Genomic DNA, 24,453 nt, shown 5'->3' on the forward strand with positions numbered 1-24,453 from the left:
CATGAAAGGCACAGGCGGGAGACATGGCTTGAAGGGAGTGAAGGTTAAGGCGAGAAGTCGTATAGCATTGATAATTCCAAAATTTTGATATTTTGGACATGTGTAATACATAGTCGCGAAGTTTATATCAATCATAGAGTTCGTGTTTTTTCGTGACACGAAGTCGCTCTAATACAGTTTAAATGAACACTGTATGTGATTTTAAGGCGCGGCGGACCTATGGTTCCTTGAACCCTGAATATCCCTGCGGGCGAGCCCACAAGTACGTTGTTCACTCTTTAGCGTGTTCAATGACCATCGAAGCACACGCTAAAAGCGTGAACAACGTACTCCTGAATCCACCTCCAACGAGATTCACTTCCGATCCACCAAATTGCCCGAGATCTGATTCCCCTCGCCCTCGATCTCCATCAGGGATGCCTCCTTGCTCTTCTTTTCATCCTCACGGTCATCGCGAATCAGATTCCCGCTCACCAGGCTGTTCTTCACCTTTTCCAAGCGCAATCCCACGCCATCCGAATCCAGGATGTGATTGTTGGAGATGATCAGGCGGCTGCCCTCCACCACATCCACCGCCGCACGCTGGCGCCACACACCGGAGATCACATTTCCGGTGAGGCTGGTGTCCGAGCAACGCGTGAGTTTCAAACCATTGTTCTCCGCATTCTCAAAGCCATTCACGGCATAACGAGGATTGCGATCAAAGTTGTTGTTGCTGATCACCAGATGGTCGCAGTTCTCCGCCAGAATGTCCTGCTCAAAACCTTCCCAGAAGGTGTTGCCATTGATCACCACGCCACGTGAATCACGCACCTCGATGTTGGTCCGCACATCACTGAAAATGTTCGCGCTGATCGTCACATTGCCTTCACGCGTGTGCGTGCGGCCGAGCTTGCGCTCCAGGCTCGGATCTGTGCCCGCGCCGAGGATGCGGATGTTCGCAGATCCAGGGGCTTTGCTGGTGTGCTGCATCGTGCAGCCCGTGATCGCCACTTCACCGATGGAGCCACCCGTGGAGTTCAGCTCCACATTCGCTGAAGGTGGTCCTTCTGTGCTATGATTGCCTTCGATGTCACAGGTGCCGATGTGCAGGTTGCGCACATTGCCTCCGCGCGAGACCACGCCGCCGCCGCCATTGTAGCTGATGTGACTGCCCACGATATTGATCTGGTGCAGGTTCTGATTGTCCAGAAACACACCGATGCCCTTGTTGTGATAAAAGTGGCAGTCGGCGATCAGCACATTGCGATTACGCGTGGTGAGATGCACGGCATGACGGCACTCGCGCACCACCACTCGTGCAATCGTGATCTGCATCGTGCCCGTGGCTTCGATGGCATCGGCTTCTGCATGCTCGCCCACGATCTCAATGCCGCTGACCATCGGCGTGCGCTCCTTTTCCCATGCCAGTGGTTTGAAGGAGCTCGGTGCAGCGGATCCTTCATGACTGCCTTTGAAGAGGAAAGCAGGGCCTGCACCCGCCATCACGATGCGCGCCGTGCCATCACCGGAAAGCGCTGCAAAGCCAGTCTCACCGAGCGGAATGGTGATCGTCCGTGTCAGGCGATACGTGCCACGCGGAAACTGCACGCTGCCGTGGGCGAGGATGGCTTTCTCAATGGCCGCCGTGTCGTCCGTGGTTCCATCACCCTTCGCGCCCTCCGTGAGCACACTGGTTTGAGCCTGGGAGATGGAGGCAAGCAGGAGAAAAAGGAGTGCGGTGGGGCGGCAAAACATGGTGGGCTTATCCATACGCCAGCCCGCCAAACATCCTTCGAACAATGCCTGATTGGAAAAATGTGTGACGTAGCATGAAAAACACGTTGCGTGTTCGTCACCACTTGGCACTATCGCGGCCCTTCCAAGTGAAGGAAATGGCTCGGTAGCTCAGTCGGTAGAGCAGGGGATTGAAAATCCCCGTGTCGGCGGTTCGATTCCGTCCCGAGCCACTTTTAGATTCTGACAATCTAAAAGAGGCGCCTTATTAATAGTAAGTTAGGCGGTTTGCTTGGCGCATGCTGCATGGTTTGTAGATAGCGCGCGCCATCCCTGATCGAGGCATGATGAGTCCTTTTCTTCGAGCTATTTGGCTGGCGCCTGCCGGCATTCGTTGAGTTCATTCTTGGCTCCGCCAAACCCGGGGCTCAAAAGCCACAGCACGCACTGTCCAACACCTTGTGACGGGAGCTGGAGCCGCCGCCAGGACCAGGCGTGGTTCATGGGGGGCTGGAGCCTCCCTTGTTGCCGCTTAGCATCTCATGGCACCGCATGCGTCTCCCTGGGGCTGTGAGCTTGCGCCTGGGAAAAGGGGGGCGCTGGAGGTAGCGCGGGGCCTGCCCGCTCAGGTTCTTCCCTTCAGGCTGCCGCCTGATGTGAGTGTAATGAAATGCGCTACAAGGCATCATGCGGGGCGCGACGGCATGCTAAGCCCGTGCTTGAGCCGAACACTCACCTTTGAGACTCTCTAATTTAGAGAGCCAAATTTCTTCAAGCTGGCATCAGGGCGTGACGTCGTCATGGCTTTGTAAACCCTGAGCCCGACAGGAGCGGATCAAAAACTGACCAATGCACCATGGGGTTAGCCACGCTCTGTCAAAATCTGTCCAAAAGAGCATGATTAGCGCAGAAACATGTAAACCTTAAATATGATAAAACATCCCGAATTATAAATGTATGAAATAAAAATTACAATTATCTGACAATAATTGTTACAGGAATGTCGCGAACGAATTTAGGGAAAAGCACATTTTTTCGGTTGCGAACTTGCTAGTTTTGTGAAAATTATAGTTCTGGTTGGAAAATATAAACACCATGAAAATCAATACACCCACCCTCAAGACCTCGTTTCTTCCACGTAACCTTCGCGCCGGTATGACTCTCATTGAGATCAGTCTGGTGATCGCCCTTCTCCTGGGGCTTATTGCCGTCGTCTTCCTCGGGATCGGCAGCTACCGCTCGGGGGCTGACAAAGCCAAGTGCAAGATGCAGCTCGCTGCCGTGCAGAAGGCTGTTCGCTCGGGAGCCAACATGCAGAACCTCTCCATCGCGGCCACCCTCCCTGACACCGCCGTCTTCGGAGCCGGCCTGCTGCTGGAAAATGAGCCTACCTGCCCCTCCGGCGGTGCCTACACCTGGACCGGCAACGTCCCAGCCACTGGCACACCTTATGGCAACTGTGACTTCGCCGGCACTGGACCTACGTCCACCCACATCCTGGTCGCCGCTGACACCACGGACTGGTAATTCCCTTCCAACCCTCAATTCCACCCTTTGCTGAGCAGTCACCTCCCCATCTGATCACCAGCCTGTCCGGTCATGTTTACCATCACTGACCCCTGTGAACTCAAAGCGGCTGACATCTATCGTCAGGCGTGCACAGTGTCGTCAAAGACGAGTCGTGGCACGGACAGTCACTGGTATCGGATGCCGGAGGAACTGCCTTGGCAGTGGCATCTGTGGTTTGATGGCGGACGTGAAGTCTGCTCGGCCACTTTTTCAAAGACCCATCAGCGCTGGCAGTCAGGCCCCACGCTGCCGCTGGCAAACCTGACCACGGGCGAGGGCGTCAGCGAGATCCTCGGGGAGCTGATGTCCACCACCTACTTTTCGGACAAGCCCAAGGCTCTGGGGGTCATCCTGCATGTCGCGGATGAGTTCGGCCTGGCTGAGATCGCCCAAGCGGGCGAGGTCGTGGGCGAAATGGGGGACGACTTCCAGATCCTCCGTTATAATTTGGTGGATGATCCACGTGAGGTGCTCGCAGACCGCGATGTGTCCGTGGAATCCAATGTCTGGCGGCTTCTGCCTTTCTGGGGCGCTTCTCCTGGCCAGGCACGCTGCACCGCCGTCACGCTTTCCCGCTCCAGGGAAGCCTTTTTGCAGAAGCTGCTGGCCTGTGCGGAGGAACTGCGGATTCCTGTGCGCGTCGCCGTCTCTAGTGCTGCGGTGGAGTCTCTGGCAGCGTTGCCGCTGCTGCTGCCGAACCTGGAAGGTGGCGGCCTTGTCGCCATCGGCTTTTATAAATTCACGGCTGTCTTCGCCATCAGTCCCACGGGAGAGCTCCGCACCGCGCGCAGCCTGACCCATCGCGGCGGGTCTCTGGTCCCCTCGGGTCTGGGAGACATCCTTTGGAACATGGCCCTCGGGGCTGAGCTGGCCACTCCGAAGGTGCTGCTCATCTCTTCCAATTCAAACGCACTGCAGTCTGCGGTGCAGGAGCTGGAGCTCTACTCCCTGACACGCCAGCCGATCCAGTTTGAAACGATGGACCTTACGGAGCGGACGGTGCTCACGGGCATGCCTGGACACCGGCCGGAGTTCTTGATTTACGATGCGACCGCGGTGGAGCAGATCCGCAGCGGCTACACACCGCTGGCGAAAACGGAGACCTTCCGCGCCCTCTGGAGCGGCTGGGCACGCCAGAGCTTCATGGACACCGCGCGGCTGGACCACCTGTATCCCACACGCCGGGATCTCCAGGTGCTGCGCTTTTCTTCCTGGTTCATCTACGTGCTCGTTTTTTCCCTCGTCGTCACCGGCGGTTACGGCACCTGGTCGCTCTTTGCGGCCATGAATCATCCTTCCTGGGAGCTGACTCCTTATCAGATGAAGCTGACGCAGGACAAGCATAAGAAGCTGCTGGAGGAGAAGCGGCAGATCGATGTCACCACGCGTCTGTTGCAGCCGCGCTCACGGGGATGGGTCACCCTGGAGTTTCTGCTGCAGCTCTTCCCGGAAGACTCCGGGGTGCGCCTGGACAGCTTCCTTTACAATGTCGAAGCCTCCCGCCCGCCTGTCTCTGGCCCCAAGGAGGCCAAGCCTGAATCCACCGGCATGACACGCACCTGGACCCTGAAGGGTCTGGTCAAGCCCAAGGCGCTGGAACTGCTCAGCACCCTGAACAGCCAGCGCGGTTTGAGCGCCTTCTTTGACCGCGTGGCCGAGGCCACGGGAGATGCTGCCTACAAGCCGGAGTCCAGCCGCCAGATGACTGTCACTCTCACCCAGGGCCGCAGCTCACGCTTCAGTCCGCAGGCCTCCGCAGGTGATCTCGCACGCGACCCCGCCCTGGCCTTCCCCTTCACTTTTGAGGCCACCATCACTCAGACCCTGACTGAAAAAGACACTCTCTCCCTGCCGCTGGAGAAACCCTTTTAACCCGCTGCCATGAGCACCTACACACGCCCCATTCTGCGCTACGGGCTGATCATGCCTGCGATGTTTAACTGCTTGTTGTTAGGCGGTGTGATCGCTGGTGCAAGCAAGCTGGGCTCCGTGCGGGCTGAGAAGGAGGAGCGCTACAAGGAGCAGACCCAGCGTCTCGCCCTCATGAAGAAGCTGGAGGCGGAGCTGGCCCCCAAGCGCCAGACTTTCCTGGATCAAAAGACACTGCTCAAAGGAGATCCCGGCCAGCTCTTCACCCGCATCCTGGACTCTCTGCTGCCGAAGTACAAGGAGATCGAGCTTGAGCGCAGCGGTCTCGTCTTTCCTTTGGATCGCGGACGTCTCGGACGTCAGGTCAAGACGGACATGGCCCGCGTGAAGAGCAGCTTCCAGGGCGGGCTCGGCCCCATGCAGGAGGCGCTCCTGCAGGTCGAGTCACTCATGCCCCAGGCCGTGCTTGAAGAACTTAAGGTTACCCGCAAGGCAGACCTCCTTTTGAACCAGCGCGAATTTCTCGTGATGGAAATGACTCACACCTGCTGGAAGGCCGAGGAGGAGAAAAAATGAGCCGGCTCCTTCTCATTCTCATCGTCAGTTGTTTCTCCGCAGCCGCTGTGCAGGCGCAGACCGCTCCCGCCAGGCCCAAGGCCGCCGCACCAAAGCGCGCTCCTTTGTTTGTCGGCAATGGCACTGCGAGCTGGCTGCCACGCACGGAGCTGCTGCCTAATGCTGATGCCATCGAGGCCGAGGCCAAAAAGCTCGGCGTGCGCAAGCGCAACATGGACCCCTTTGGCCTGTCCACTTTTCCACGTGAGGATGATGCTCCCGTGGTCACCGAGGACGTCTACCGGGCCACACCGAAGATCACGCTCAACCAGGCCTTGCAGACCTTGAAGATCAACGGCGTGAACCTGCAAAAGAAAGAGATCCTCATCGGTGGCCGACAGGCGGCCGAGGGTGACGTGGTGGAGCTGGTTTTCAAAGGCGAGGTGTTCATGGCACAGGTCGTCGAAGTCGGTGCAGCCCAGCTCTTGTTTCGAGATCTGCAGAGAAACGAAACCGGTGTGCTGCGGCACGACATCCTCCCGCAGCTCGCCATCGAGCCGCTGCAGAAAATTGCCTCCCAGTTTGAGAGCCGGATGACCCCTGTGGAGCCCAATCCTCCGACCAAGCCATGATCACTTTTCTCCCCAAATCCGTGGCTCTGCTGAGCTTTGGCATGGTCCTCACCGCTTCAGGTCAGGTAGCCGCCCCGCTTGTCCAGACACAGCTCCCGCAGACCTCCTCCCCGGCGGCGATGGATGTCGCCGCACGCTCGGGTGGCCTCGAGAATCTGCCCTCGCAGCCGGAAGACGGTTACTGGATCGACAATGCTCCCATCAACGAGGTCTTTCAGTATCTCGCACGCAGCGCCGGCCTGCAGTATTTTTATAACAACGAGCTCAATGGCCCTCAGTACACTGTCACCGGTCATCTGAAGCTCGACAATCCACGTGAGCAGATGGAGGACCTCGCCATCGCTTACGGCCTGACTGTGTATCAGCAGCGCTCCACGGTGAGTTTGATGACTGAGCTGCAGCTGGCCCGTCTGCCCCTGGAAGTCATGAGTTATCCGCTCAAGTACCTCCGCGGCGCTCCGTTGAACCGCAGTTACGGCAGTGCCTCGGCTCCCGCCGGTGGCGGTGCTACGACTCAAAGCGGTGAACAGTCCACCGGGACTTCCACCGCAGGTCAGTCTGACTTCGAAAAGCTCAAGTCCATCATCCGCCCCATGCTCACACGTGAGATCGGGCAGATCGAGTTCGAGGAGAAGACCAACACCCTGCTCGTCACTGACAACACGCTGAAGCTGGAGCGCGTGCGCAAGCTGCTGGTGGACATCGACAAGGCCAAGAAGCAGATCATGGTCAATGTCAGGGTCCTGCGCATCAAGCGCAACCAAGGCCGCCAGGTCGGAGTGGACTGGAGCCGCTCACTTGGTGAAAATGGCACGAGCATCACCGTGCGTCAGAGCCTGAATGCGCTCTTCAATCTGCCTGATGTCAGCACCCTGACCAAAACGGGAAATCCCGCCAACCCGACGGTCGCCATGAACAAGGTGAACGCCGAGGGGGCCGGACTGGTCTTCGACAACATGCAGGTGCAGGCCATCCTCCGCGCGCTGGAGGACGGAGATCTTGTGACTCAGGAGGCCTGCCCCACCATCATCACGGAAGACAACGAGCAGGGCATCATCTCCATCGTCGATCGTTTCCCCGTCATCACCTCGGACATCACCAATACCGCTGCGGGCCAGAACATCACGGACAAGGTGCGTTACAAGATCGACAGCGAGGATCCCAGCGCCACTGAGGAGCCTGAGAAGAACCGCGAGATCGGCGTCACCCTTTCCGTCACCCCCACCATCCTGCCGGACGGCACCGTGCGCATGAAGCTGCGTCCGCGCGTGGCCAAGATCGTCGAGCTCATCCCTGGCCGAACCAATAATGTGTTTCCGCGTGTGAGCGAGTCCACTGTCGAGGCCATCAGCCGCATCCCTGCGGGCCAGTCCCTCTTCCTGGGCGGCTTCTACGACTACAACAACAGTGATGGCAACAACAAGGTGCCCATCCTCGGCACCATCCCGCTGTTCGGAAAGCTTTTCAGCTCGGAGAAAAAGAAGCTGGAGCAGGTCAGCCTCGTCTTCATCATCACCCCGCGCATCTATGATGCCTCCTCCTCCGAGGAGATCCCTGAGGTCAACTGGCATACCCGTGAGTTCTCCGGCATGCAGCCAGACGACATTCAGGACACCAACCTCCTTCTGCCCGCCGAATTCGATGATGCGAAAGCCGCCGGACCTCCACCCATGGTCCCCTCCACCCGCATCACACCCGAACCCAAGCAGTCCTGGGTGAAAAAATGGTTCGGCAAAAAGACTCCAGGAAACGGCTGAGCGCCGTGAACCTCGCCCGACTGGCACTGCCAACTCATGACGACACCTCTGCCCGCCATGTCCACTCCTCCCCAGACAGACCGCTTTGGTCTGTCTTCGGTGTTGGAGAACATTGCTGCCACCACGCTGAAGCATCTGCGGCAGGGTGGTTACGTTTCTGAGGATGAGGGTGAGGCCCTGCTCACGACCTATCGCAGCAAGCTGGGCAGCAACACTTCACCTGCTCCTGATTTTCTCCACTTCATCGCCGAGACCCAGGCTCAGAAGCACACTCTCACCGTGGATGGTGAAGTCGCGCGCATGCAGAAGGTGCTGCGCAGCAGCCTGAATGATCGCGTGCATTACTGGACCTTTGGTCCTCTTTCCGGAAAGCCCTCGTCCCTCTACGACCACTGTCCGGACCTTCGCAGGATCTGCACGGTGCTGCGCTGCCCGGCCACGCTGGCGGGTGAGACCAGCATTGTGCACGTGGCCTCGATCAATCCTGTCACCGCGCTGGTGGCCTCCTTCTTGATCGGTCAGGAACTGGGCCGCGCCTCGGAAGGCGAGTCGCCCTTCATCTTCACCTTTCTCACAGACCTGCCTTCCTGGCAGACTCTCATGCAGCGTCATTTTGCCTGATGAATCTAAACCTCGGCATTGAGTTTAATGACACCATCCAACGGCTGATCATCAGCCAGTTGCGGGCTGCCACGGCCGGGCAGGAAATGCAGTCAGACGAGGCGCTTGTGCGTCGTTCCTCGAAGACACGCATGCTTGGCGCTGTGGGTCATGCCTCAGGCCTGCCTGCCTTTCCCCAGGTGCGTGAGATGGCGGATGCGGAGTTCGTCGGTTACTGTGATCCCGCCGTCATGTCTCGCGGCATGTTCGTGCCGCTGCGCCGCTCTTCCCAGCAGGTGCTCCTGGCCGTGGCCAATCCGTGGGACTACCGCGCGGATGATTACTGCGCGGTTCGTTTTCCGGAAGACGAAGTGCTGAAGGTGGTCACGCTCGCCTCGGAGATCTCCGCGGTCATCGAAGGTTCCTCCAGCACCTCCGGCCCCAGCCGTGCCCAGCTTGAAGCCGTGGAGGTGGAGGAGTTCTCCAATGAGACTCCTGACTTCAACGTCACGAACCAGTATGACGAGCCCATCGCCCAGCTTGTCGCCAGCATGGTGAGTGACGCCATCAAGCAGCACGCCTCGGACATCCATATCAAGACGGAGAAGACCAGCTTCCAATACTGCTTCCGCGTGGATGGAGATCTCGGCCAGCGTGTCGAGATGCCCGTGAAACTGCGGGATCGTGTGGATGCCTTCTTGTTGAACCTCATGCGTCTCGCGCCAGAGGAGCGTAGCAAGCGCCCTGGCATCTCGGGCCGTTTCACAGCCAATTACTACGGTCGTGCTGTCGGCGTGCGCTATGAGCGGCACCGCACTTACCGCGGTTATCACGTCACCATGCGTCTGCTGGACAAGACGCACCTCGAGGCGCGTCTTGGCATGGGCACGCTGGCCTTTGATGAAGAGACTTTGTTTGAGCTGGACAAGGCCATGGCTGTGCCCTCCGGCATCATCGTCATGTCCGGCCCGACTGGTTCAGGGAAGTCTACCACGCTTAACGCCATGCTGCGTGAGCTGAACCACCCCGAGGACAACATCCTCACTCTAGAGAACCCGGTCGAGGATGAGATCCCCGGCGTCACTCACTGTGACCTTCGTGACTCCACCGAGTTCAAGCCCATGATCGCCAGCTTCATGCGCTCTGACCCGGATATCATCTTGATGGGGGAGGTGCGTGACCGCGAGTCCGCCGAGCTTGCCATCGAGGCAGCGATCACGGGTCACAAGGTGCTTACTACCATTCATACCCCGCGTGCCTCCCAGATCATTGAGCGGTTCCAGCAGCTCGGCATGGAGCGCTGGAAGATCGCGCAGACGCTGAAGGCCGCCTGTGCCCAGCGCTTGGTGAAGCTGCTCTGCCCCGCCTGCAAAGAACGCACTGACGGCATCTCCGACCGCGACATCCGCCTCTTCCATCTCGATCCAGCGTGGAGCAAGCGTCCCGTGTTCGTTCATCACAAAGAAGGCTGTGCTGAATGTCGTGGTCGTGGTTATGCCGGACGTACGGCCATCCTGGAGATCCTGCCCATCTCTCCCAAGGTCGGTGACAAGCTGGCCAAAGGCGAGATCACCCCCTTTGAGTTGGAGCAGGAGGTGCGCCGGGAGTCCGGCCTGCCATCTCTGCGGGACAACGGATTGAAGCTCATGGCCGAGGGCAAGACGGACCTCGATGCGCTGAAGAAAGTGCTCGACCTCACCTATGAATCTTGAGCCATGAACGCCTTCCAAGTCACTCTCCGCAACATCGACCGACCTGAGATTTCAAAGGTCCTCGAGTTCGAGGCGCCGAACCGTGAGCAGGCCGTGCTGCTGGCCACCAAGCCCGGGTTCCGCGTGGCGCTGGTGAAGTCCCTCGCAGGCACGCCTAAAAAAGAGAAGACGAACAAGCCCGTCTCCCGCAAGGAGCTCATCAAGCTCTTCCGTGGTCTTGCCTCCATGCTGAAGGCCAACATCAGCACTGCTGATGCCCTGCTCTATTATGCCCAGGGGCTTCCAGATCCCCAGCTTCAGTCCTCTTTGATGAACATCCGCAACCGCCTTGAGGCCGGTCTGCCTGTTCACATCGCCTTTGCCAAGGAGCAGAAGTTTGACGGCACCATCATCACCATCATCGAGGCGGGCGCGGATGCCGGCCAGCTTGGCGAGGCCTTTGCCTCCCTCGCACGCCGCATCAAGATCGAGCTCCTGTTTGCCAGCAAGCTGCGCAACGCGCTTCTGGTTCCATCATTGGTTATCCTTTTCCAGATCGGCCTCTTCATCTATTCGCAGATATTTGTGGTCTCCCAGGTGGAGGACACGCTGAAGAGTGTCCGCCAGGAGCCTGATCCCATCTCGGTCGCCATTTTTGCCTTCAGTCACGTGGTGCAGAACACCTGGCCCTTCTTCATCATCGGGCTTGTCTCGTTCATCACTGCCTTGTTCCGCTCCGCAAACTTCAGGCAGAAGCTGCTGGTCTTCTTCATGAAGCACTGGCGTCTGCTCTCGAAGCTCGTCATGGGCCTGCGTCAGAGTGCTTACATCGGCACCCTGCAGATGCTGTATGCGAACGGCATCAATCTCGCCCGTGCCTCCGCCTTGTCAGCGCGTGTGGTGCAGGGCACTCCCATGTATCCAGACTTCATCAAGGCCTCGCAGGTCTATGAGTCTTCCGGCGTGCCTTTTGCCGAGGCCTTGAAGCGAAACACCTCCCTGGACCCCCAGGTCGTCCACATGATCGGCATCGGTGAGCGCTCCGCATCCCTGCCGCAGCAGCTCGAGCTTCTTCGTGACATCTATGAGGAGGACACCGCCGCCGTCATGGCGGACTTCACTCAGGTCATCAACTTCATCACCCTGGCCATGGCCGTGGTGCTCATAGGCTTCGTCTTCACCGGTTCCATGCTGCCCATCTTCCTGATGGGGCCGCGCATGATGCAGTCAGGTAACATGTAAAAGGACATCACAGATATGAAAACATCATCACTGCTCCTGGCCCTCGTTGTTTCTGCAAACGCCCTCCTCGCGGCGGATGCGCCCCAGCTAGTCCCGCGTCCCATTCCTGGCCTGCCAGCACCCGCTGAAGGTGCTGAAACAGCCACGACCACCTCCGCGGCTCCAGCCCCGCTCGCGCCTGTGGTGCCACAGGCCTCTGCGCTCATGACCAACCCTGATCGCGCCCGTGTGGTTTACATCCACCGCCGCGCCACGCTGCCCGCCGAACTGACGAAGGATCTGCCGGTCAACAAAGCCACGGCCTCCGCGCCTGCCACGATGCTGAACATGCGTCCGGGCGCGGTGAAGATCATTCCGAAAGCGCAGGTGGCCCAGATCCTCACGTCCAAACCCTGAAGCATGAAAGCCACCCAGATTCACAAGGCCGGACGCAGGGCGGGTTTCACGCTCATCGAGATCAGTCTCGTCATCGGTTTGTTGCTCGGGCTCGCCACCTTTGCGGGCATGAACATCGGCGCCGTGCGTAACTGGCAGAAGGGGAAGGATGCTGCGCTGTCACTCCAGGCTGTGTTTGCGGCCCAGCGTTCCTATCTTTCGGACCATCCCACGGCGGATATCGCCACCGTCACCGCCGCGGACATTGTGCCTTATCTGCCACAGGGCTGGAGTGTCATGCCTGTCGTCACCAGTCTGGACAACGACACGCTCACCGTCGACCACACTGTGATGCCTCCCCGACTCATGCTGGGCACGACGATTTATGACCCCTCTGGAAAGGGAAGTGATGGACTTTGGGACGCAGGACAGTGATCTTTGGCCACCTTTGTATGGCCAAAGACAGTCTTTTACACATCACCAGCGGCACGCGCTTCGGCTACCGCACCCGCCTCCCCTGGAAGCGCGTGGACCGGTGCCTGGTTGAAGTGGCAGAGGAGGTGAGCGCCGGTGCCGGCCTGCATCTGCTCGTGGCCCCGAATGGTTCCGGCAAGACGACCCTGCTCAGAACACTCGCAGGCCTCTCACCTGCCTTGCAAGGCACGGTGAAAGCAGAAGCCCAGGTGCATTATTTTGCGGATGAGCTGCGCGTCGATCCTGAGATGAAGCCGCGGACTTTTTTTCGTGCCTGGTTCTCTGGTGAATCCCTCGCTGCTGCCGAGAAACTTGCTGAAACCTTGCGGCTGAGTTTGACCACACCCATCGGCAAGCTCTCACGCGGCAACCGTCAGAAAGTGCTCCTCATCATGGCGGAGGTGAAGGCCGCGCAGAGTGACACCAGCCTGCTGCTCATGGATGAGCCGCTCACAGGACTCGATGCAGAAACGCGTGAGCAGGTGACCCAGCTCTGGGCAGAGGCAAAGACTCCCACCATGCGCCTCGTGATCATGCATGAACTGGAATGTGTGCGTCAGGCGGACTCGCTGCTCACCATCGCTCACGGTCGGTTGCGTCATGCCACGACACGTGCCGGCTCCACCTGGATGGAAACCTATCGCTCCCTGCAATCATGAGATCTCTGCGCTCTTGGCCTTTGTTTCGTCTCAGTCACTCCGGGCTCATGGGGCGCGGCAGTTGCTGGCTCCTGCTACTCGGCGCGAGTCTCTTCATCTGGATCGCGCCGCTGCTCACACCTTGGGAAGAGAACCCGCAGATTCTCCAACCCGCCCGCGCCCAGGCCGCGTGGGTGTATGCCTGGCTCGCCCTTTTCACCTGGCTGCCTTTTCAAGCCTCCGCGCTGGGGCATCGCATGCGCCGTGAAGGCATGCTCGAGCATCTTCGCGCCGGTGGCACTGGACGTGTCAGCCAGTGTCTGCAGCTCACGGCCGCCGTCATGGTCTGGATGCTGGCCATCGTCCTCATCGCGGTGATCTTCTGTGTGACCTGGACTCTGCCAAAGCGGCCCGAGGAAGCGCAGATGTGGATCACGCTCACTCTTCAGTATGCGGCTGTCTTCAGCCTGTGTGCCGTGCCCTTGCTCTTGCTGGCGGTGGCTCTAGGTACACGCACCGCGGAGGTCATCGCCTTCATGGTGCCGACTGCACTGCTTGCGGTGGGCCTGTTTGGCTTTGCCTGGCTGGCACCCATCCTGGGTGGTGCGGATTCGAGTCCTCTGCAGTCTCTCTGGCTGGCCTTGCCGCACTATCATCTCGCGGACCTGACTCCTCGTCTCGTCTTCAAAATGGGGCCGCTTTCATCCGCGGACTTTCTTGGCATCGCCGGCATTCTCGGGCTGCAGGGCGCGGCTCTTTCTATCCTTGGACTATGTCTCTTCCGCGTTCGCTCCTAGCTCTCGGCATCACTGCCGGGCTCTGGTGGGCCGGGCATGCCTTGTCCTGCTCGAACCAGGCCTTGAGAGCCACCGGGGTGGCACCCGCCTTTGCTTTGCCTGGCAGTGCCTATGGCAGTCTCACGGCACGTCTGATCCGTGACTCTCTTTACAGCTATTGGCATGGCGGAGAGAGCGCGGCACCTGCACCGGAAAACAAGGCTGCGCCCAATGCTCCGCCACCACCACCGCCTCCTGGCCGCTTTGCCAGAAAGGGCATGCCTCAGCCTGCGCCACCGACGCCGAGCGTGAGCAATACCGATATCTCATGGCTGCAGGGCAGGGTGGATGATCTCACGCGATTGGAGAAAAGCCGCACCAAGCGCACTAGCTCAGTGCCGCTGTCCGCCGCTCATCAAAACTACCTCCGTGTGGCTGCGGACATGCGTCTGCGTCTCGCCTATCAACTGGATCCAGGGGACGCGGTCCTTTATGAGATCCTGCATTTCCACATCGCCTCCCGCACCCAGCCGCCTGAAGCCGCGCGGCCCGCGCTGGATGCCCTGGCCCGCAGTGCCATGGACTACGCTGTCCGTGAAGGTGGCAGCTTGTCAGATGCACTCACCGGTGCAGGCGCGGCCATCAATCTGCTCAACGACCAGCTTCAGCCCGGCAACCAAAAGCGTGACAACCAGGCCGTGGCGAGGCACTGGCAGGTCCTCGAACGTTGTCTGCAGCGTTATCAAAGCCTGAAAGTCCAGGCTCAGGCCGAAGGCTGGTGGGAGGGCATTCCCACGCTGCGCCGCAAAGACCTCGAGGAACATGCCAGCCTGCTTATGCGCATCCGCGACATGATCCAGCGCACGCTTGCCAACGGGACGGGTTCTGGTGGAGGCACTCCCGCGCCTACCCCAGCAGGTTCGCGTTGAAGACATCTTCTGAGATGTGTCCGGCGCGGTAGAGATTGATCAGGCTCTGGTCCCAGCGCAGGTTCCCCTTGTAGCGCAGCGCATCTGCCAGGGACGTGGCACTGCCATCATAGGCGCGCATGCCGGCCGCCACCGCTTCACTGGTGTTTTGCAGATACTCAGTCACCAGCACACGGCCGCTGAAACCAGTCAGCAGTCCCTGGGACAGCACGAAGGTCAGTGTCTCACTCAACCGGTGGAGGATCCCCGGCTGCTGGTCTTTCGGGAAGAACTCCAGGATACGGTCCACCGTCTTCACCGCGCCACGCGTGTGCAGTGTGGACAGCACAAAGTGACCCGTTTGCGCTGCCTCGATGCAGGTCTCCATCGTCTCGCGATCACGAATTTCCCCGATCAGAATGATGTTCGGCGTTTTACGCAGCACTTCCTTCAAACCGCTCTGATACGAGATCGTGTGCCTGCCCACCTCCTGCTGCGTGACGAGTGAGGGGGAAGGGATCCGCACCTGAGGCTGGTTGGGATCTTCCATCATCGTGTCATAGCGATACTCGATCGGGTCTTCGATCGTGACGATGTGCTTTTGGAAATTACGCCGCACCCAGTCGAGAATGGCGGCCAGGGTGGTGGATTTACCGGAGCCTGTGGGACCGGTGATCAGGCCGAGGCCAAAGCGCCGCTGCATCAGCTCACGCAGGCTGTCCGAGATCAGCGGGTCGATGCCCAGCGTCTCGAGTTGATTGATCTTCGCCCTCAGCCAGCGGCAGGTGACTCCCATGCCGTGCTCGCTCAGGTGTACCTGCACACGCATGCGCACCGGAGAGCCCAGCGCTCCTTCCTCACAACTGAAGTCGATCACACGCCGGTTGCGCACCATCTCCCACATGCGCTCCACACTCCCGATCGCGTTCGTGTCCGTCCAGATTTCCACGGACTGCCGTAAAAAGAGCGCCTCGGCCAGCCTTGCCACCGCCTGCGCATCCTGGATGCCGAAGGACTCGGCGATCTCCAGACCGCGGTTCGTGTGCACATAGATCAGTCCGCCGGTGCGCACCTGGACGTCGGATATCTCACGCCCGGCATAGGCCGTGGCAAGGTCACCGAGAATGTTGTTAGGCGTGGGAGCGGAGCACATGCAGCAGTTCAGTTTTGGGAGATCTCCTCGATGACCACCAGCCAGTTCATCGGATGAACCGGAGGCAGCTCGGCGGGACTACGGAGAGGCTTCAGGTTGGCTGAGATGCTGTCAGAATGCACGGCATCATCACTGCCTGACTTCATGTCCAGCGGCTGCCAGGCATTCGTGGTGCCCGTGGCCAGGCTGCCCAGCTGGCCATGGTGCTCGATGGGGCGGTTGAAGGCTGTCGTGCCCACGCGCAGTTCTGCCGAGAAGATCGAGAGGGGCGGGTAGAAGGTGGAGCCGGTTGCCAGGCCCGAACCAGCAGGCACAGCCGCCGCAGGAATTGCATTCAGGTCATCTCCCACGTAAACCCGCAGGGGCGCCACGATGCTGAGGCCCTTGGTATAGTTCGTTAGGTTCTTCCCGCGCCGGATGATGACGCACATGTCCTCGATGGCCGGAGGATCACTGGAGACACGCACGTTGAGCGGGTTGAGTGAAGGATTCACGCCGAAATGGAGGCTGTTGTTGGAGGCCACACTGGCCGCGCCATTCGTCTGCAGCCAGGGATCCAGCAGGGAAGGGTAGAAGGTGAGGCAGGAACGGTTGTTGTTCGTCAGCTCTGTCTGGAAGGGGATTCCCGGGCCGCCTGGCTCAAAGGCAGTCGGCCAGTTGCTGCCGCGCTTCAGCACCACCTCGCGCATGGCGCCAGCGGTGTCGGGGAAGCGGATGCGCAGGGCGGTCGGCGTCTGATCTTCAATGCTCACCATGTCAGTCGCCTCCACCGTGATGCGGCACTTCTGTCCGCCGGCTGTGTACTCTTCAAAGGCATTTAACGTCGTGTCAGGAGCACTGCGGCGAAGGTAGCCGTTGCCCGTGGGCAGTGGTAGAAAGGTCAGACGGCCCGAGTTGGCGGACAAGGCCACCGGCAGTGCGTCCGTGCCTCGTTCAGCCTGCAGGCGTTCCCGCTCGCCCATGGCATCAAAGTCTGCGCCCACGGACAAGCCGCCGAGAGTGACCTCGTCTGTCATGTCGATACGGCTGCGGCCTGCGAGCCGCGCAGCACCATACGTTCCCGCCACGCTCATGGAACCCGCATAGACGGCGCCATCGATGGTCACTGTGTCTGAATTCCAAGCCGTGCCGTCCTGGTGGGTGCCGATGGCGGCAAAGGCCGAGGCCTCGATGGGCATCTGGGACGGAACCTCATACAACGACAGCACGTAGTGACGCGCCACCGTGCTCTGGCTGCTGCCGTAGTTGATCGTGAAAGCCCACCAGTTGCGTTTGGCCACAAAGAGCTCTCCCGGAGCGGCATAACCAAAGCGAATGTTTGGGTAGGCAATCAAGTTATAGACCCTGTGCAGCGTCACATCCGCCATCAGACCGGGAACCTGTGAGGCATAGCGTTTCAGCGGACTGACAACAGGGCGCAGCGCATCTGCTGTCTGCAAATCGGAGCTGGCGCTCAGCAGCGGCGGCACCTTTCCAGCAAAGGCCGGCTGGGCAAAGACCTCCGCATACGCCATGGTGCCCGGGGTGACCCGTCCAGGTTCACCTGTGAGTGAAGTGATCCAGCTCCGCACCTCCGTGCTGCTGTGGTCACCCACGTCACCGCTGAGCTTGTTGCGCAGGTTCAGGCTTTGGAGGATTTGAGGCGAGAGCCTTTGTGAAGATGAGGAAAGCCTCACTGCCTCCGCAAAGATCGTGCTCCAGGAATGCTCAGGTCCATCCCCATGGTTGGCCTTCATGCTGGCGATCGCTTTGCTCGGAAAGGTGGCGATCAGCGCCCGCATCAGCGCCTCCTCGCGCTGACGGTAATCCACACGCAGCTGTGTCTTGGAGGCCTGGTCACGGTTCATCAGCGTGCTCTTGAAGAGCATCGTCAGGCTCAGGGAGAACATGATGGCCAGCCCGGTCACGATGGGCAGGGAGACATAACCAGAAGTGCAATATTTTGAGCCGTGTTTCATCGTGCACCTCCGCAGTAGGTGATCACCTCGCCATTCGGTCCGGTCAGCGTGGCCGTCAGGATGCCCTCGTTGGCATTGAAGGCCGCCGCCTGCAGCCCCTTGCAGATGAGCCAGGAAGTTTCCCTGCCATCCGCCAGCGGCGTGTAGAAGCGTAGCGAGGTGCCGCTCGTGTCAGTCTCCGCCGTGATCAGGCGTTCCTGAGTTGTCTGGGAGGAGGTCTTGAAAAAGAGGCGCACGGCCGCGCCATTCTGGATCACGGGAGTTACTCCACCACGGGCGCCTGCGCCGTCTGGATAGATGAAATAGTGGTCCGCCTGCTGAAAGATGCGGCCCAGGATGTTGCCGATCTGCGGTGCCTCCTTGGCCAGAAAGGACTGCCGCTGCGCCATCTGCATGAAAGTCAGGTGCTGCTGCAGCATCACCACCAGGGCACCGCTCAGCATGACCATCAGCCCCATCGCCGTGGAGACCTCCATCAGCGTGAAGCCCTGTCTGCGAAAGCGTGTGCGATGAAGAAGCTGTTTCATTGCAGACGGAGGGTTGACCGGCTCTTCATGTATTCCTGGCTGCCGATTCTATAAGTCAGGATGGAATGCAGCCGCCATACGGAGAGTTGAGCTTCGGCCACCGTGCTGACTTCTGCGGTGCGAAAGCGTTTCAGCGTGCCATTGACCGCCTGACCGCCGGCGGTGCGCCCCAGCGTGACTGTTTGCTCGGGCACCGGGTCCACGGCCAGATCCGGCCAGGAAGACTGCTCATCTGTCAGATCGGCAAAGGGCAGCCGGTTGGCCAGCGCGCTTTCACGTGACAGGTAGGCATCCGTCAGCGTCTGCATGATCGTCCACTGATTGCCAGAAATGGAGAGCAGGGAGGCACGCATGATCAACAGTGCCAGCGCCAGAGTCAGTGCCAGGGCTGCTGATACCTCGATCAGCAAGCTGCCGCGCGGGCGGCTCCTCTGGCTGTTTCTATGCTTCATGGCGGTGGCGCGCTGGACACCTCGGTGGTGCTGATCTGGCCGCGGGAAGTGATCACGCGGTCCACTTCAAAGGTGACGTGGTAGAGGCGCTCCGCGGCACGTCCGAAGAACGGCGTGTGCGTGATGACTTCCAGGGTGTAGATCCCGTCAGCAGCGGCGTAGTTCGAAAGGTCCGTGATCGAGAGGGACAGGCTCTGAGGCACATTCGTAGAGTCTCCCGTGGTGGCTGGATTGTAATGCGAGCCGAAAAGCAGCTCAGTCCCTGTCACCAGAGTTCCCGTGGTCCCCAGCACCTGCCCGCCTTTGTAGATCTGCACGTAGGTTCGTGAGTCGGGATACAGATGATTCAGGTCAACCACCAGCGGAGGGATGCGGTCAATGAAGACCTGGTTTTCCGTGACGTTGCTCACCGTTGTGGAGGCCACTGGCCAGATCTCCACTTTCGGCTGCACCAGGATCGTGTCAGGCACCTGGTAAGCGGCGTAACGAACGATGGTGAAAGTCTGCTCGCCGTTTCCGGAGCTGAATGTCGGAGAGGTCAGGTGGTGGTAGAGAGGGCTGAAGTTGTAGGTGCCGTTTTCGAGGTTCGCCTCCCCGATCAAATACTGCGCCTGGTTCAGGGAGGAATAATTCGTCGCGTCGTAGTTCTTCCCCTGGATTGCCAGGTACACGGATCTCTCGGCGGTGCTGGTGCTGTCAGCGATCAGACCAGTGACCTCGATGTTCACGCTGAAGGGACGGTCTGCACGTGTGCGCCTCACGAACGTGCCGCTGGCGGCATCTCCGCGCAGGTAGCCGTCTTCCGTGACAATGTTGATCTTGGCCTCCGGGTTGTAGGTGCCGATGAGTTTCGTGTCCAGCAGGTAGATGTTATTGTCCCAGGCAGTGCCGCGTGCGAAGAGCTCATACAAAGACCCCGTCTCATTCACACGCACCGGGGCGGTGTAGGCACCGCCTGTTCCTGTGATGGGAGTGTCATAGATCTGGCCGTTTGCCAGATCGGTCTGGCGCACCCACGCCTCGGGCTGCTGGGCCATGGCTGCGGAGCTGATCAGACTGAAAAGGAGAATCTTGGATTTCATGGCTTGGATGTCTTGCTCCCATGATTCGGAGGCGCGGCCTCCAGGATCGTGATCGGTCCGCCTTTGTAGGTGGCCACCAGAAGCCGTGGATCTCTGGAGATGTTTTTCAGCAGGACATTCGCCTCCTGTGCATTGCCACGAGACATCGTGAGTGAAACCTCCCTGGCAGCGAGCCAGGCTTCATTGCGCTTCAAAAAATTGGGCCAGAAGGTGAACTCTCCCTGCGGCTTGCTCAGCACGCGGGACCTGAGTGCCTCTGGCAGATGCAAGATGGAACCGACCGGGATGAGCGTGTACTTCTCCCCGTCTCCAAGGATGATCGAACGAGCCCACAACGAGCTTTGGATCGCCGGTGCTTTTGTCGTCAGCGGCTTGGCCTTGGCGGTCAGTTGTGTTTTCAGAGAGGGGGCGGCGCCAGCCTGTCTTTTCAGCTCATCCTCAGACATCACGTCACGTGCTTGCTGCGCATGGATGTGGCTCACGCAGACTGCCATCAGGCAGGCCGCGAAAAACACACCAGCATCGGGAGAGATGAGTGAGGGGAGCTTCATGAGCTGTGGCGATCAACAACTACTCGCGCACAATGGTGGCCACGCCTGCCGGGTTCGGGTTGTCTTCCAGAATCCAGCGTCCCACCCCAAATTTGAGCGAGCCCGTGGGGATCGGAGGATCCTTTTGATACTCACCCAGGATGTTGAAAATGCCGTTAGGCTTGTGAGCGTTCCCGTTCCCCTTCCACTGGAGGTTGATCGTGATCGGGGTTGTCGTGGCCCTGAAGACCGCCACGGGAGCCAGCGGTATCGTCTTCAGGGGAGCTGTATTGTAATCCTGAACATCCCTGAACTCGATCTTGCCCAATCTCTCACCTCCGCTTCCTCCTGAGACCGTGGCTTGAAGGTGGAACTGCCCGCCATTGCCATTCGTGCCAGAGGCACCTGGGGCACCCAGCGTATCTCCCCGGGCCTCAATGCCCGAAAAGATGAATTTGTATGATCCCGGCAGGGCATGATTGATCATGAAAGGGACCTTGGTGGCGATCTTGGTCCCTGCGGCCACGCCCGGTGCACCGAGCAGGATGTCTGCCTGAGCGGGGGAGATCATCAGCATGACCCCAAGACCAATGTGGAGCGAAGGTAATTTCATCACGGTGTTTTTGGTTAAACTCCCACCAAATGGGATGATTCACTGTATTTGCTGAGATAATAATAAACAATAAAAATTATAGTCAGTATTATGTAACGAGGGGGTGTTTTTGGGGTCGAGAGCGGTCCAGCTACGCACCCTCCTGCCGCCTTGTTTTGGCCGCGCCTCAGGGCCAAAACGCTCCGATGCCCCTGCGTGGCCGTGGCTAAAGCAGTGGCTTTGAGGGGATGGTCAGGGCGTGTCTAGGAGACCTGATCAGTACTGGAGATTGGGAGGTTCCCTGTAGATTGCACGGTCGGGCTTAGGAGGGCAGTGGCCTTCCTTTCATGGAGCCGTAACCCCGGATGTCGGCTGGAGCAGACTACCTTCCAGCCTTCATCTCGCGCACGTGGGCAAAGGCCGCTTCCTGCATGAACTTCGAGGCACCCGGGGTGCTGGTGTGACCGCTGAGGGTATCGATGTGGATCTGCTTCGGGACGGTCAGCGCATTGTAGGCGGCATACACGCTGGTAGGCGGGCAGACGGTGTCGATGAAGCCCACCGTGACAGCCGCGCCTTTGGCATGGCAGCGCTGGGCGAAGTTCACATTGTCAAAATAGCGCGCGGTTTGCAGCTCGGCTTCGTTTGGCTTGCCATCCGTGATGGTAACCAGCTTGGGCCAGCCATTGATGCGGTCCACAGAGATGCCCGTGTGGTCACAACCAGCCGGAACCCCTGCACAGATGTAGGTCACACGTTCATCCAGCGCACCTGCCGCGAAAGCCTGGAAGCCACCCTGACTGCTGCCATAGACGATGACCGTCTTGCCATCCCACTCCGGCTGCGCCGTGAGGAAGTCGATGGCACGCACAAGGCGAAGGAACATGCCTTTAAAATAGTTCGTCTCACGATCTGAGCGGCCCACGTAGCGGTAGTCTTTGAGCGCACCCTTCTCCTGCTCCTTGTAGAACTCGGCAGGTTTGCCGTTCGGCAGACCGTGCGCGTTGATATCCAGCGCCAGCATGCCGCCTTCCTTCTCCGCCCAGTAGGTGCTGCCGAGATTGGATCCACCCACACCAGCACCATGCACGAAGAGGATCGCTGGATGGGACTTCGCCTTCGCATCCTTCGGGCGGCCATAGTAGCCGGACACCGGCGCGCCGAGGCAATCAATCTGCGCATCAAAAGCATCCGCTGTCTTGGCCTGCGTGGCCACCTGGGTGAGGGCGAATTTCACGGGCACCTTGGCCAGCGCTGCCTTTTGTGCGCTCCAGAAGCTGTCGAAATCATCTGGCACCGGCAGGCTGGGCTTGATCTCCGCAGGATCACAAGCCGCTGAAGCCATGGCGGACACAGTGGTCTTCGGTGCGGTGATGCGCACCAGTGTGAAACCCGGCTTGGTGAGCTTCACAGACAGTGTGCCTTTGCCTTGGGTCAGCGAAACATTCTGCGCAGGCTGCGGCTTCCATCCGTCTTCGGACACGTTTGCGCTCACCGTCGTCAATGACGCATCACTCGACTCAATCTGAAACGTGGCCGTGTCACCCGCATGATAAATGGCATCCGCGCGATCCGTGACGACCTTGAGCGTCAGTGCTGGTGCTTTGGCAGCCGGCTGCTGCGCGAAAACAGAGGAGGATGCAAGTGTGAGGGCGAGAAGAGAGCGGCGGGAGAACATGAGATGAAAAAACAACGCGATTAGGCACAAAGTCTGTCCTGCGATCAAGATCTGATCCACGTGTAGGCTGCGAATACCGCAAGAGATAGCGCCACCGCCAGGATCAATCCGACGAGCAGTCTGACGATATGCCTTTCCGTCCAGGATTTGCGCTTTAGCACGGGGGGCTTCCTGCCGTTCCAAACCATCCAGAGTCCGATGATCACCATCAAGACCTTGACGTCATGTCCCAGCATCCATTCCCGTGCCTCGTAGCCAATGCTGAACAGGCCGAAGAAGAGCAGGAGCCAGCGTATGCGTGGTGAGCAGGGATGCCAGTAGGTATCCGGTCCTTCTTCCATGGACAGAGGCTGGCTATTCATCTGTTCATGACAACAAAAAACGGGGAGATTGGGAAGTCATATTTTGTTATCCTGTAGATAACCTGACTCTCCATCTCCCCGCTTCATGCAAAGTTAAACTCAGTGCGCCAAGAACTCGTCCAAAGCCGCCTTGGTAATGCGGAACTGAGTGCCGATCCTTTTGCCTTTGAGGTCCCCGGACTCGATGCTGGCGATGACATCCAGTTCCGTCACACCGAGGATCTGAGCGACCTGGGCTGGCGTGAGGATGTCTCCTCCCGGTGCGGCTGCTGCGGCCGGAGCAGCAGCGGCTGCAGGTGCGGCGCCGGGCAGCGGCGGGGGCTGGTTCATGTTGAAGGCGCCTTGACCCATCATTTGGTTAGCCATGCCAAAGCCCATGGCGATTTCCGCAGCAGAGCCGGCCATGCCGCCGCCTCCGTTCGCCATGCCCTCGGCCATCTGGAATTTCACGTAGTCGTTCAGATTGCCGATCGCGCCCATGCTGCTGCGCTTGTCGATCGCGGCCTCGACTTCAGGCGGCACGCTGGCGTTCTCCAGAATGAAGCTGGTGATCTCGATGCCATATTTGGACTGGGTCTGTGGATTGATGATCGGCAGCAGCGCCTCGCCGAGCTCGCTGTAGCGCGTGGCGAGATCCAGCACCGGCACTTTGGCGGAGGCCAGAGCATCCGTGAACACACTGACAATGCGGCTGCGCATCGTGTCGGCAAATTCATCGAGACGGAAATGATGATCCGAACCGCTGACTTCCTTCAGGAAGAGTTTGGGATCACTGATCTTGAAATCAAAGGTGCCAAAGGCACGCACACGCACGATGCCAAAGTCCTGGTCGCGCATCATGATGGGATTGCTCGTGCCCCACTTGTTGCCCGCGAAGAGGCGCGTGGTGACGTAGTACACGTCCGCCTTGAAAGGAGACTCAAAACCATACTTCCAGCCCTTCAGCGTGGAGAGGATGGGGATGTTGTCCGTGACGAGGTCATGCTTGCCGGGCTGGAAGGTATCGCCGAACTGGCCCAGGTAGACAAACTGCACCACCTGTGACTCGCGCACGATGAGCTGCGCGCCGCGCTTGATTTCCTTGTCCTCGTCCGGGAAGCGCCAGACCAGCGTGTCACGCGAGTCGTCCTGCCACTGAATGATTTCGAGGAACTGTCCTTTGAGGTAATCCATCAGGCCCATGGTCGTATGTGTGTAGAAGTTTGGTTTTTCCGAGGCGTGTTTGTAGGCTAGGCGGAGCCCGGGGCGATGAAAAGTTTAAACTTGGTTTGTAATCGCCACCTCCCCTGAAGGCTGGCCCCCAATCCCTGCGTTCAC

The 24,453-nt window shown here is 59.4% G+C and carries 24 protein-coding genes and 1 tRNA gene; 14 read left to right on the forward strand and 11 right to left on the reverse strand.

The window, feature by feature from the left end; genetic code table 11:
* Positions 1-354: 354 nt before the first annotated feature.
* Complete coding sequence (locus BGE01nite_RS07995) at positions 355-1,737, reverse strand: right-handed parallel beta-helix repeat-containing protein (protein WP_170266670.1); 1,383 nt, start codon at positions 1,735-1,737, stop codon at positions 355-357.
* 139 nt (positions 1,738-1,876) lie between these two features.
* Here BGE01nite_RS07995 and BGE01nite_RS08000 point away from each other — a divergent pair.
* From BGE01nite_RS08000 to BGE01nite_RS08065, 14 genes are all read left to right on the forward strand, one after another.
* Positions 1,877-1,949: transfer RNA gene (locus tag BGE01nite_RS08000), tRNA-Phe, on the forward strand.
* An 862-nt stretch (positions 1,950-2,811) separates the two neighbouring features.
* Positions 2,812-3,243, forward strand: coding sequence for a type II secretion system protein (locus BGE01nite_RS08005; protein ID WP_146849916.1), 432 nt, complete (start codon positions 2,812-2,814; stop codon positions 3,241-3,243).
* Positions 3,244-3,315: 72 nt separating this feature from the next.
* Positions 3,316-5,157, forward strand: a complete 1,842-nt coding sequence (locus BGE01nite_RS08010; protein ID WP_146849917.1) for a hypothetical protein — start codon at positions 3,316-3,318, stop codon at positions 5,155-5,157.
* Positions 5,158-5,166: 9 nt separating this feature from the next.
* Positions 5,167-5,730: a hypothetical protein gene (locus tag BGE01nite_RS08015; protein ID WP_146849918.1), complete on the forward strand. Its 564-nt coding sequence runs from the start codon at positions 5,167-5,169 to the stop codon at positions 5,728-5,730.
* The gene (locus BGE01nite_RS08020) at positions 5,727-6,341 is read left to right on the forward strand and encodes a hypothetical protein (RefSeq protein WP_146849919.1); all 615 of its coding nucleotides are present in this window, start codon (positions 5,727-5,729) and stop codon (positions 6,339-6,341) included. Before BGE01nite_RS08015 ends, BGE01nite_RS08020 begins: the two co-directional genes overlap by 4 nt.
* Positions 6,338-8,098 (forward strand): type II secretion system protein GspD, encoded by a 1,761-nt coding sequence (locus tag BGE01nite_RS08025; RefSeq protein ID WP_146849920.1) that lies wholly within the window; start codon positions 6,338-6,340, stop codon positions 8,096-8,098. Before BGE01nite_RS08020 ends, BGE01nite_RS08025 begins: the two co-directional genes overlap by 4 nt.
* A 57-nt stretch (positions 8,099-8,155) precedes the next feature.
* Positions 8,156-8,719 (forward strand): hypothetical protein, encoded by a 564-nt coding sequence (locus tag BGE01nite_RS08030; protein ID WP_146849921.1) that lies wholly within the window; start codon positions 8,156-8,158, stop codon positions 8,717-8,719.
* Positions 8,719-10,410 (forward strand): GspE/PulE family protein, encoded by a 1,692-nt coding sequence (locus BGE01nite_RS08035; protein WP_146849922.1) that lies wholly within the window; start codon positions 8,719-8,721, stop codon positions 10,408-10,410. Before BGE01nite_RS08030 ends, BGE01nite_RS08035 begins: the two co-directional genes overlap by 1 nt.
* 3 nt (positions 10,411-10,413) lie before the next feature.
* A complete protein-coding gene (locus tag BGE01nite_RS08040) occupies positions 10,414-11,631 on the forward strand; it encodes a type II secretion system F family protein (protein ID WP_146849923.1) in 1,218 nt (405 codons plus the stop codon).
* 15 nt (positions 11,632-11,646) lie between these two features.
* Positions 11,647-12,027, forward strand: coding sequence for a hypothetical protein (locus BGE01nite_RS08045; RefSeq protein WP_146849924.1), 381 nt, complete (start codon positions 11,647-11,649; stop codon positions 12,025-12,027).
* A gap of 3 nt (positions 12,028-12,030) precedes the next feature.
* Positions 12,031-12,441, forward strand: a complete 411-nt coding sequence (locus BGE01nite_RS08050; RefSeq protein WP_146849925.1) for a type II secretion system protein — start codon at positions 12,031-12,033, stop codon at positions 12,439-12,441.
* Between the two features lie 17 nt (positions 12,442-12,458).
* Positions 12,459-13,139 carry an ATP-binding cassette domain-containing protein gene (locus tag BGE01nite_RS08055; protein WP_146849926.1) on the forward strand — a complete coding sequence of 227 codons (681 nt, stop codon included), beginning with the start codon at positions 12,459-12,461 and terminating at the stop codon, positions 13,137-13,139.
* Positions 13,136-13,915, forward strand: a complete 780-nt coding sequence (locus BGE01nite_RS08060; protein WP_146849927.1) for a hypothetical protein — start codon at positions 13,136-13,138, stop codon at positions 13,913-13,915. The genes BGE01nite_RS08055 and BGE01nite_RS08060 overlap by 4 nt, the downstream gene beginning before the upstream one ends.
* Positions 13,891-14,823: a hypothetical protein gene (locus BGE01nite_RS08065; RefSeq protein ID WP_146849928.1), complete on the forward strand. Its 933-nt coding sequence runs from the start codon at positions 13,891-13,893 to the stop codon at positions 14,821-14,823. The genes BGE01nite_RS08060 and BGE01nite_RS08065 overlap by 25 nt, the downstream gene beginning before the upstream one ends.
* Here BGE01nite_RS08065 and BGE01nite_RS08070 read toward each other — a convergent pair.
* From BGE01nite_RS08070 to BGE01nite_RS08115, 10 genes are all read right to left on the reverse strand, one after another.
* Positions 14,801-15,955 carry a type IV pilus twitching motility protein PilT gene (locus BGE01nite_RS08070; RefSeq protein WP_146849929.1) on the reverse strand — a complete coding sequence of 385 codons (1,155 nt, stop codon included), beginning with the start codon at positions 15,953-15,955 and terminating at the stop codon, positions 14,801-14,803. The genes BGE01nite_RS08065 and BGE01nite_RS08070 overlap by 23 nt on opposite strands.
* Positions 15,956-15,963: 8 nt before the next feature.
* Positions 15,964-17,913, reverse strand: a complete 1,950-nt coding sequence (locus BGE01nite_RS08075; RefSeq protein WP_146849930.1) for a hypothetical protein — start codon at positions 17,911-17,913, stop codon at positions 15,964-15,966.
* The gene (locus BGE01nite_RS08080) at positions 17,910-18,440 is read right to left on the reverse strand and encodes a PulJ/GspJ family protein (protein WP_146849931.1); all 531 of its coding nucleotides are present in this window, start codon (positions 18,438-18,440) and stop codon (positions 17,910-17,912) included. Before BGE01nite_RS08080 ends, BGE01nite_RS08075 begins: the two co-directional genes overlap by 4 nt.
* Complete coding sequence (locus BGE01nite_RS08085) at positions 18,437-18,892, reverse strand: hypothetical protein (protein ID WP_146849932.1); 456 nt, start codon at positions 18,890-18,892, stop codon at positions 18,437-18,439. Before BGE01nite_RS08085 ends, BGE01nite_RS08080 begins: the two co-directional genes overlap by 4 nt.
* Positions 18,889-19,974 carry a hypothetical protein gene (locus BGE01nite_RS08090; RefSeq protein ID WP_146849933.1) on the reverse strand — a complete coding sequence of 362 codons (1,086 nt, stop codon included), beginning with the start codon at positions 19,972-19,974 and terminating at the stop codon, positions 18,889-18,891. Before BGE01nite_RS08090 ends, BGE01nite_RS08085 begins: the two co-directional genes overlap by 4 nt.
* On the reverse strand, positions 19,971-20,525 hold the full coding sequence (locus tag BGE01nite_RS08095; protein WP_146849934.1) for a hypothetical protein: 555 nt from the start codon (positions 20,523-20,525) through the stop codon (positions 19,971-19,973). The genes BGE01nite_RS08090 and BGE01nite_RS08095 overlap by 4 nt, the downstream gene beginning before the upstream one ends.
* Before the next feature lie 19 nt (positions 20,526-20,544).
* A complete protein-coding gene (locus BGE01nite_RS08100; RefSeq protein ID WP_218032934.1) occupies positions 20,545-21,075 on the reverse strand; it encodes a hypothetical protein in 531 nt (176 codons plus the stop codon).
* Positions 21,076-21,478: 403 nt separating this feature from the next.
* Positions 21,479-22,774, reverse strand: coding sequence for an acetylxylan esterase (locus tag BGE01nite_RS08105; protein ID WP_146849936.1), 1,296 nt, complete (start codon positions 22,772-22,774; stop codon positions 21,479-21,481).
* Between the two features lie 44 nt (positions 22,775-22,818).
* Entirely contained in the window at positions 22,819-23,136 is a 318-nt protein-coding gene (locus tag BGE01nite_RS08110) for a hypothetical protein (RefSeq protein WP_146849937.1), read from the reverse strand.
* 99 nt (positions 23,137-23,235) lie between these two features.
* On the reverse strand, positions 23,236-24,318 hold the full coding sequence (locus BGE01nite_RS08115; RefSeq protein ID WP_146849938.1) for an SPFH and helix-turn-helix domain-containing protein: 1,083 nt from the start codon (positions 24,316-24,318) through the stop codon (positions 23,236-23,238).
* Between the last annotated feature and the right edge of the window lie 135 nt (positions 24,319-24,453).

The sequence above is a fragment of the Prosthecobacter gellanilyticus genome, from assembly GCF_007992435.1.
Taxonomy (GTDB): domain Bacteria; phylum Verrucomicrobiota; class Verrucomicrobiia; order Verrucomicrobiales; family Verrucomicrobiaceae; genus Prosthecobacter; species Prosthecobacter gellanilyticus.

Coding starts and splice junctions, on each gene's coding strand:
- BGE01nite_RS07995 (WP_170266670.1), bottom strand. CDS start 1,737: ATGTTTTGCCGCCCCACCGCACTCCTTTTTCTCCTGCTTGCCTCCATC.
- BGE01nite_RS08005 (WP_146849916.1), top strand. CDS start 2,812: ATGAAAATCAATACACCCACCCTCAAGACCTCGTTTCTTCCACGTAAC.
- BGE01nite_RS08010 (WP_146849917.1), top strand. CDS start 3,316: ATGTTTACCATCACTGACCCCTGTGAACTCAAAGCGGCTGACATCTAT.
- BGE01nite_RS08015 (WP_146849918.1), top strand. CDS start 5,167: ATGAGCACCTACACACGCCCCATTCTGCGCTACGGGCTGATCATGCCT.
- BGE01nite_RS08020 (WP_146849919.1), top strand. CDS start 5,727: ATGAGCCGGCTCCTTCTCATTCTCATCGTCAGTTGTTTCTCCGCAGCC.
- BGE01nite_RS08025 (WP_146849920.1), top strand. CDS start 6,338: ATGATCACTTTTCTCCCCAAATCCGTGGCTCTGCTGAGCTTTGGCATG.
- BGE01nite_RS08030 (WP_146849921.1), top strand. CDS start 8,156: ATGTCCACTCCTCCCCAGACAGACCGCTTTGGTCTGTCTTCGGTGTTG.
- BGE01nite_RS08035 (WP_146849922.1), top strand. CDS start 8,719: ATGAATCTAAACCTCGGCATTGAGTTTAATGACACCATCCAACGGCTG.
- BGE01nite_RS08040 (WP_146849923.1), top strand. CDS start 10,414: ATGAACGCCTTCCAAGTCACTCTCCGCAACATCGACCGACCTGAGATT.
- BGE01nite_RS08045 (WP_146849924.1), top strand. CDS start 11,647: ATGAAAACATCATCACTGCTCCTGGCCCTCGTTGTTTCTGCAAACGCC.
- BGE01nite_RS08050 (WP_146849925.1), top strand. CDS start 12,031: ATGAAAGCCACCCAGATTCACAAGGCCGGACGCAGGGCGGGTTTCACG.
- BGE01nite_RS08055 (WP_146849926.1), top strand. CDS start 12,459: ATGGCCAAAGACAGTCTTTTACACATCACCAGCGGCACGCGCTTCGGC.
- BGE01nite_RS08060 (WP_146849927.1), top strand. CDS start 13,136: ATGAGATCTCTGCGCTCTTGGCCTTTGTTTCGTCTCAGTCACTCCGGG.
- BGE01nite_RS08065 (WP_146849928.1), top strand. CDS start 13,891: ATGTCTCTTCCGCGTTCGCTCCTAGCTCTCGGCATCACTGCCGGGCTC.
- BGE01nite_RS08070 (WP_146849929.1), bottom strand. CDS start 15,955: ATGTGCTCCGCTCCCACGCCTAACAACATTCTCGGTGACCTTGCCACG.
- BGE01nite_RS08075 (WP_146849930.1), bottom strand. CDS start 17,913: ATGAAACACGGCTCAAAATATTGCACTTCTGGTTATGTCTCCCTGCCC.
- BGE01nite_RS08080 (WP_146849931.1), bottom strand. CDS start 18,440: ATGAAACAGCTTCTTCATCGCACACGCTTTCGCAGACAGGGCTTCACG.
- BGE01nite_RS08085 (WP_146849932.1), bottom strand. CDS start 18,892: ATGAAGCATAGAAACAGCCAGAGGAGCCGCCCGCGCGGCAGCTTGCTG.
- BGE01nite_RS08090 (WP_146849933.1), bottom strand. CDS start 19,974: ATGAAATCCAAGATTCTCCTTTTCAGTCTGATCAGCTCCGCAGCCATG.
- BGE01nite_RS08095 (WP_146849934.1), bottom strand. CDS start 20,525: ATGAAGCTCCCCTCACTCATCTCTCCCGATGCTGGTGTGTTTTTCGCG.
- BGE01nite_RS08100 (WP_218032934.1), bottom strand. CDS start 21,075: ATGATCTCCCCCGCTCAGGCAGACATCCTGCTCGGTGCACCGGGCGTG.
- BGE01nite_RS08105 (WP_146849936.1), bottom strand. CDS start 22,774: ATGTTCTCCCGCCGCTCTCTTCTCGCCCTCACACTTGCATCCTCCTCT.
- BGE01nite_RS08110 (WP_146849937.1), bottom strand. CDS start 23,136: ATGAATAGCCAGCCTCTGTCCATGGAAGAAGGACCGGATACCTACTGG.
- BGE01nite_RS08115 (WP_146849938.1), bottom strand. CDS start 24,318: ATGGGCCTGATGGATTACCTCAAAGGACAGTTCCTCGAAATCATTCAG.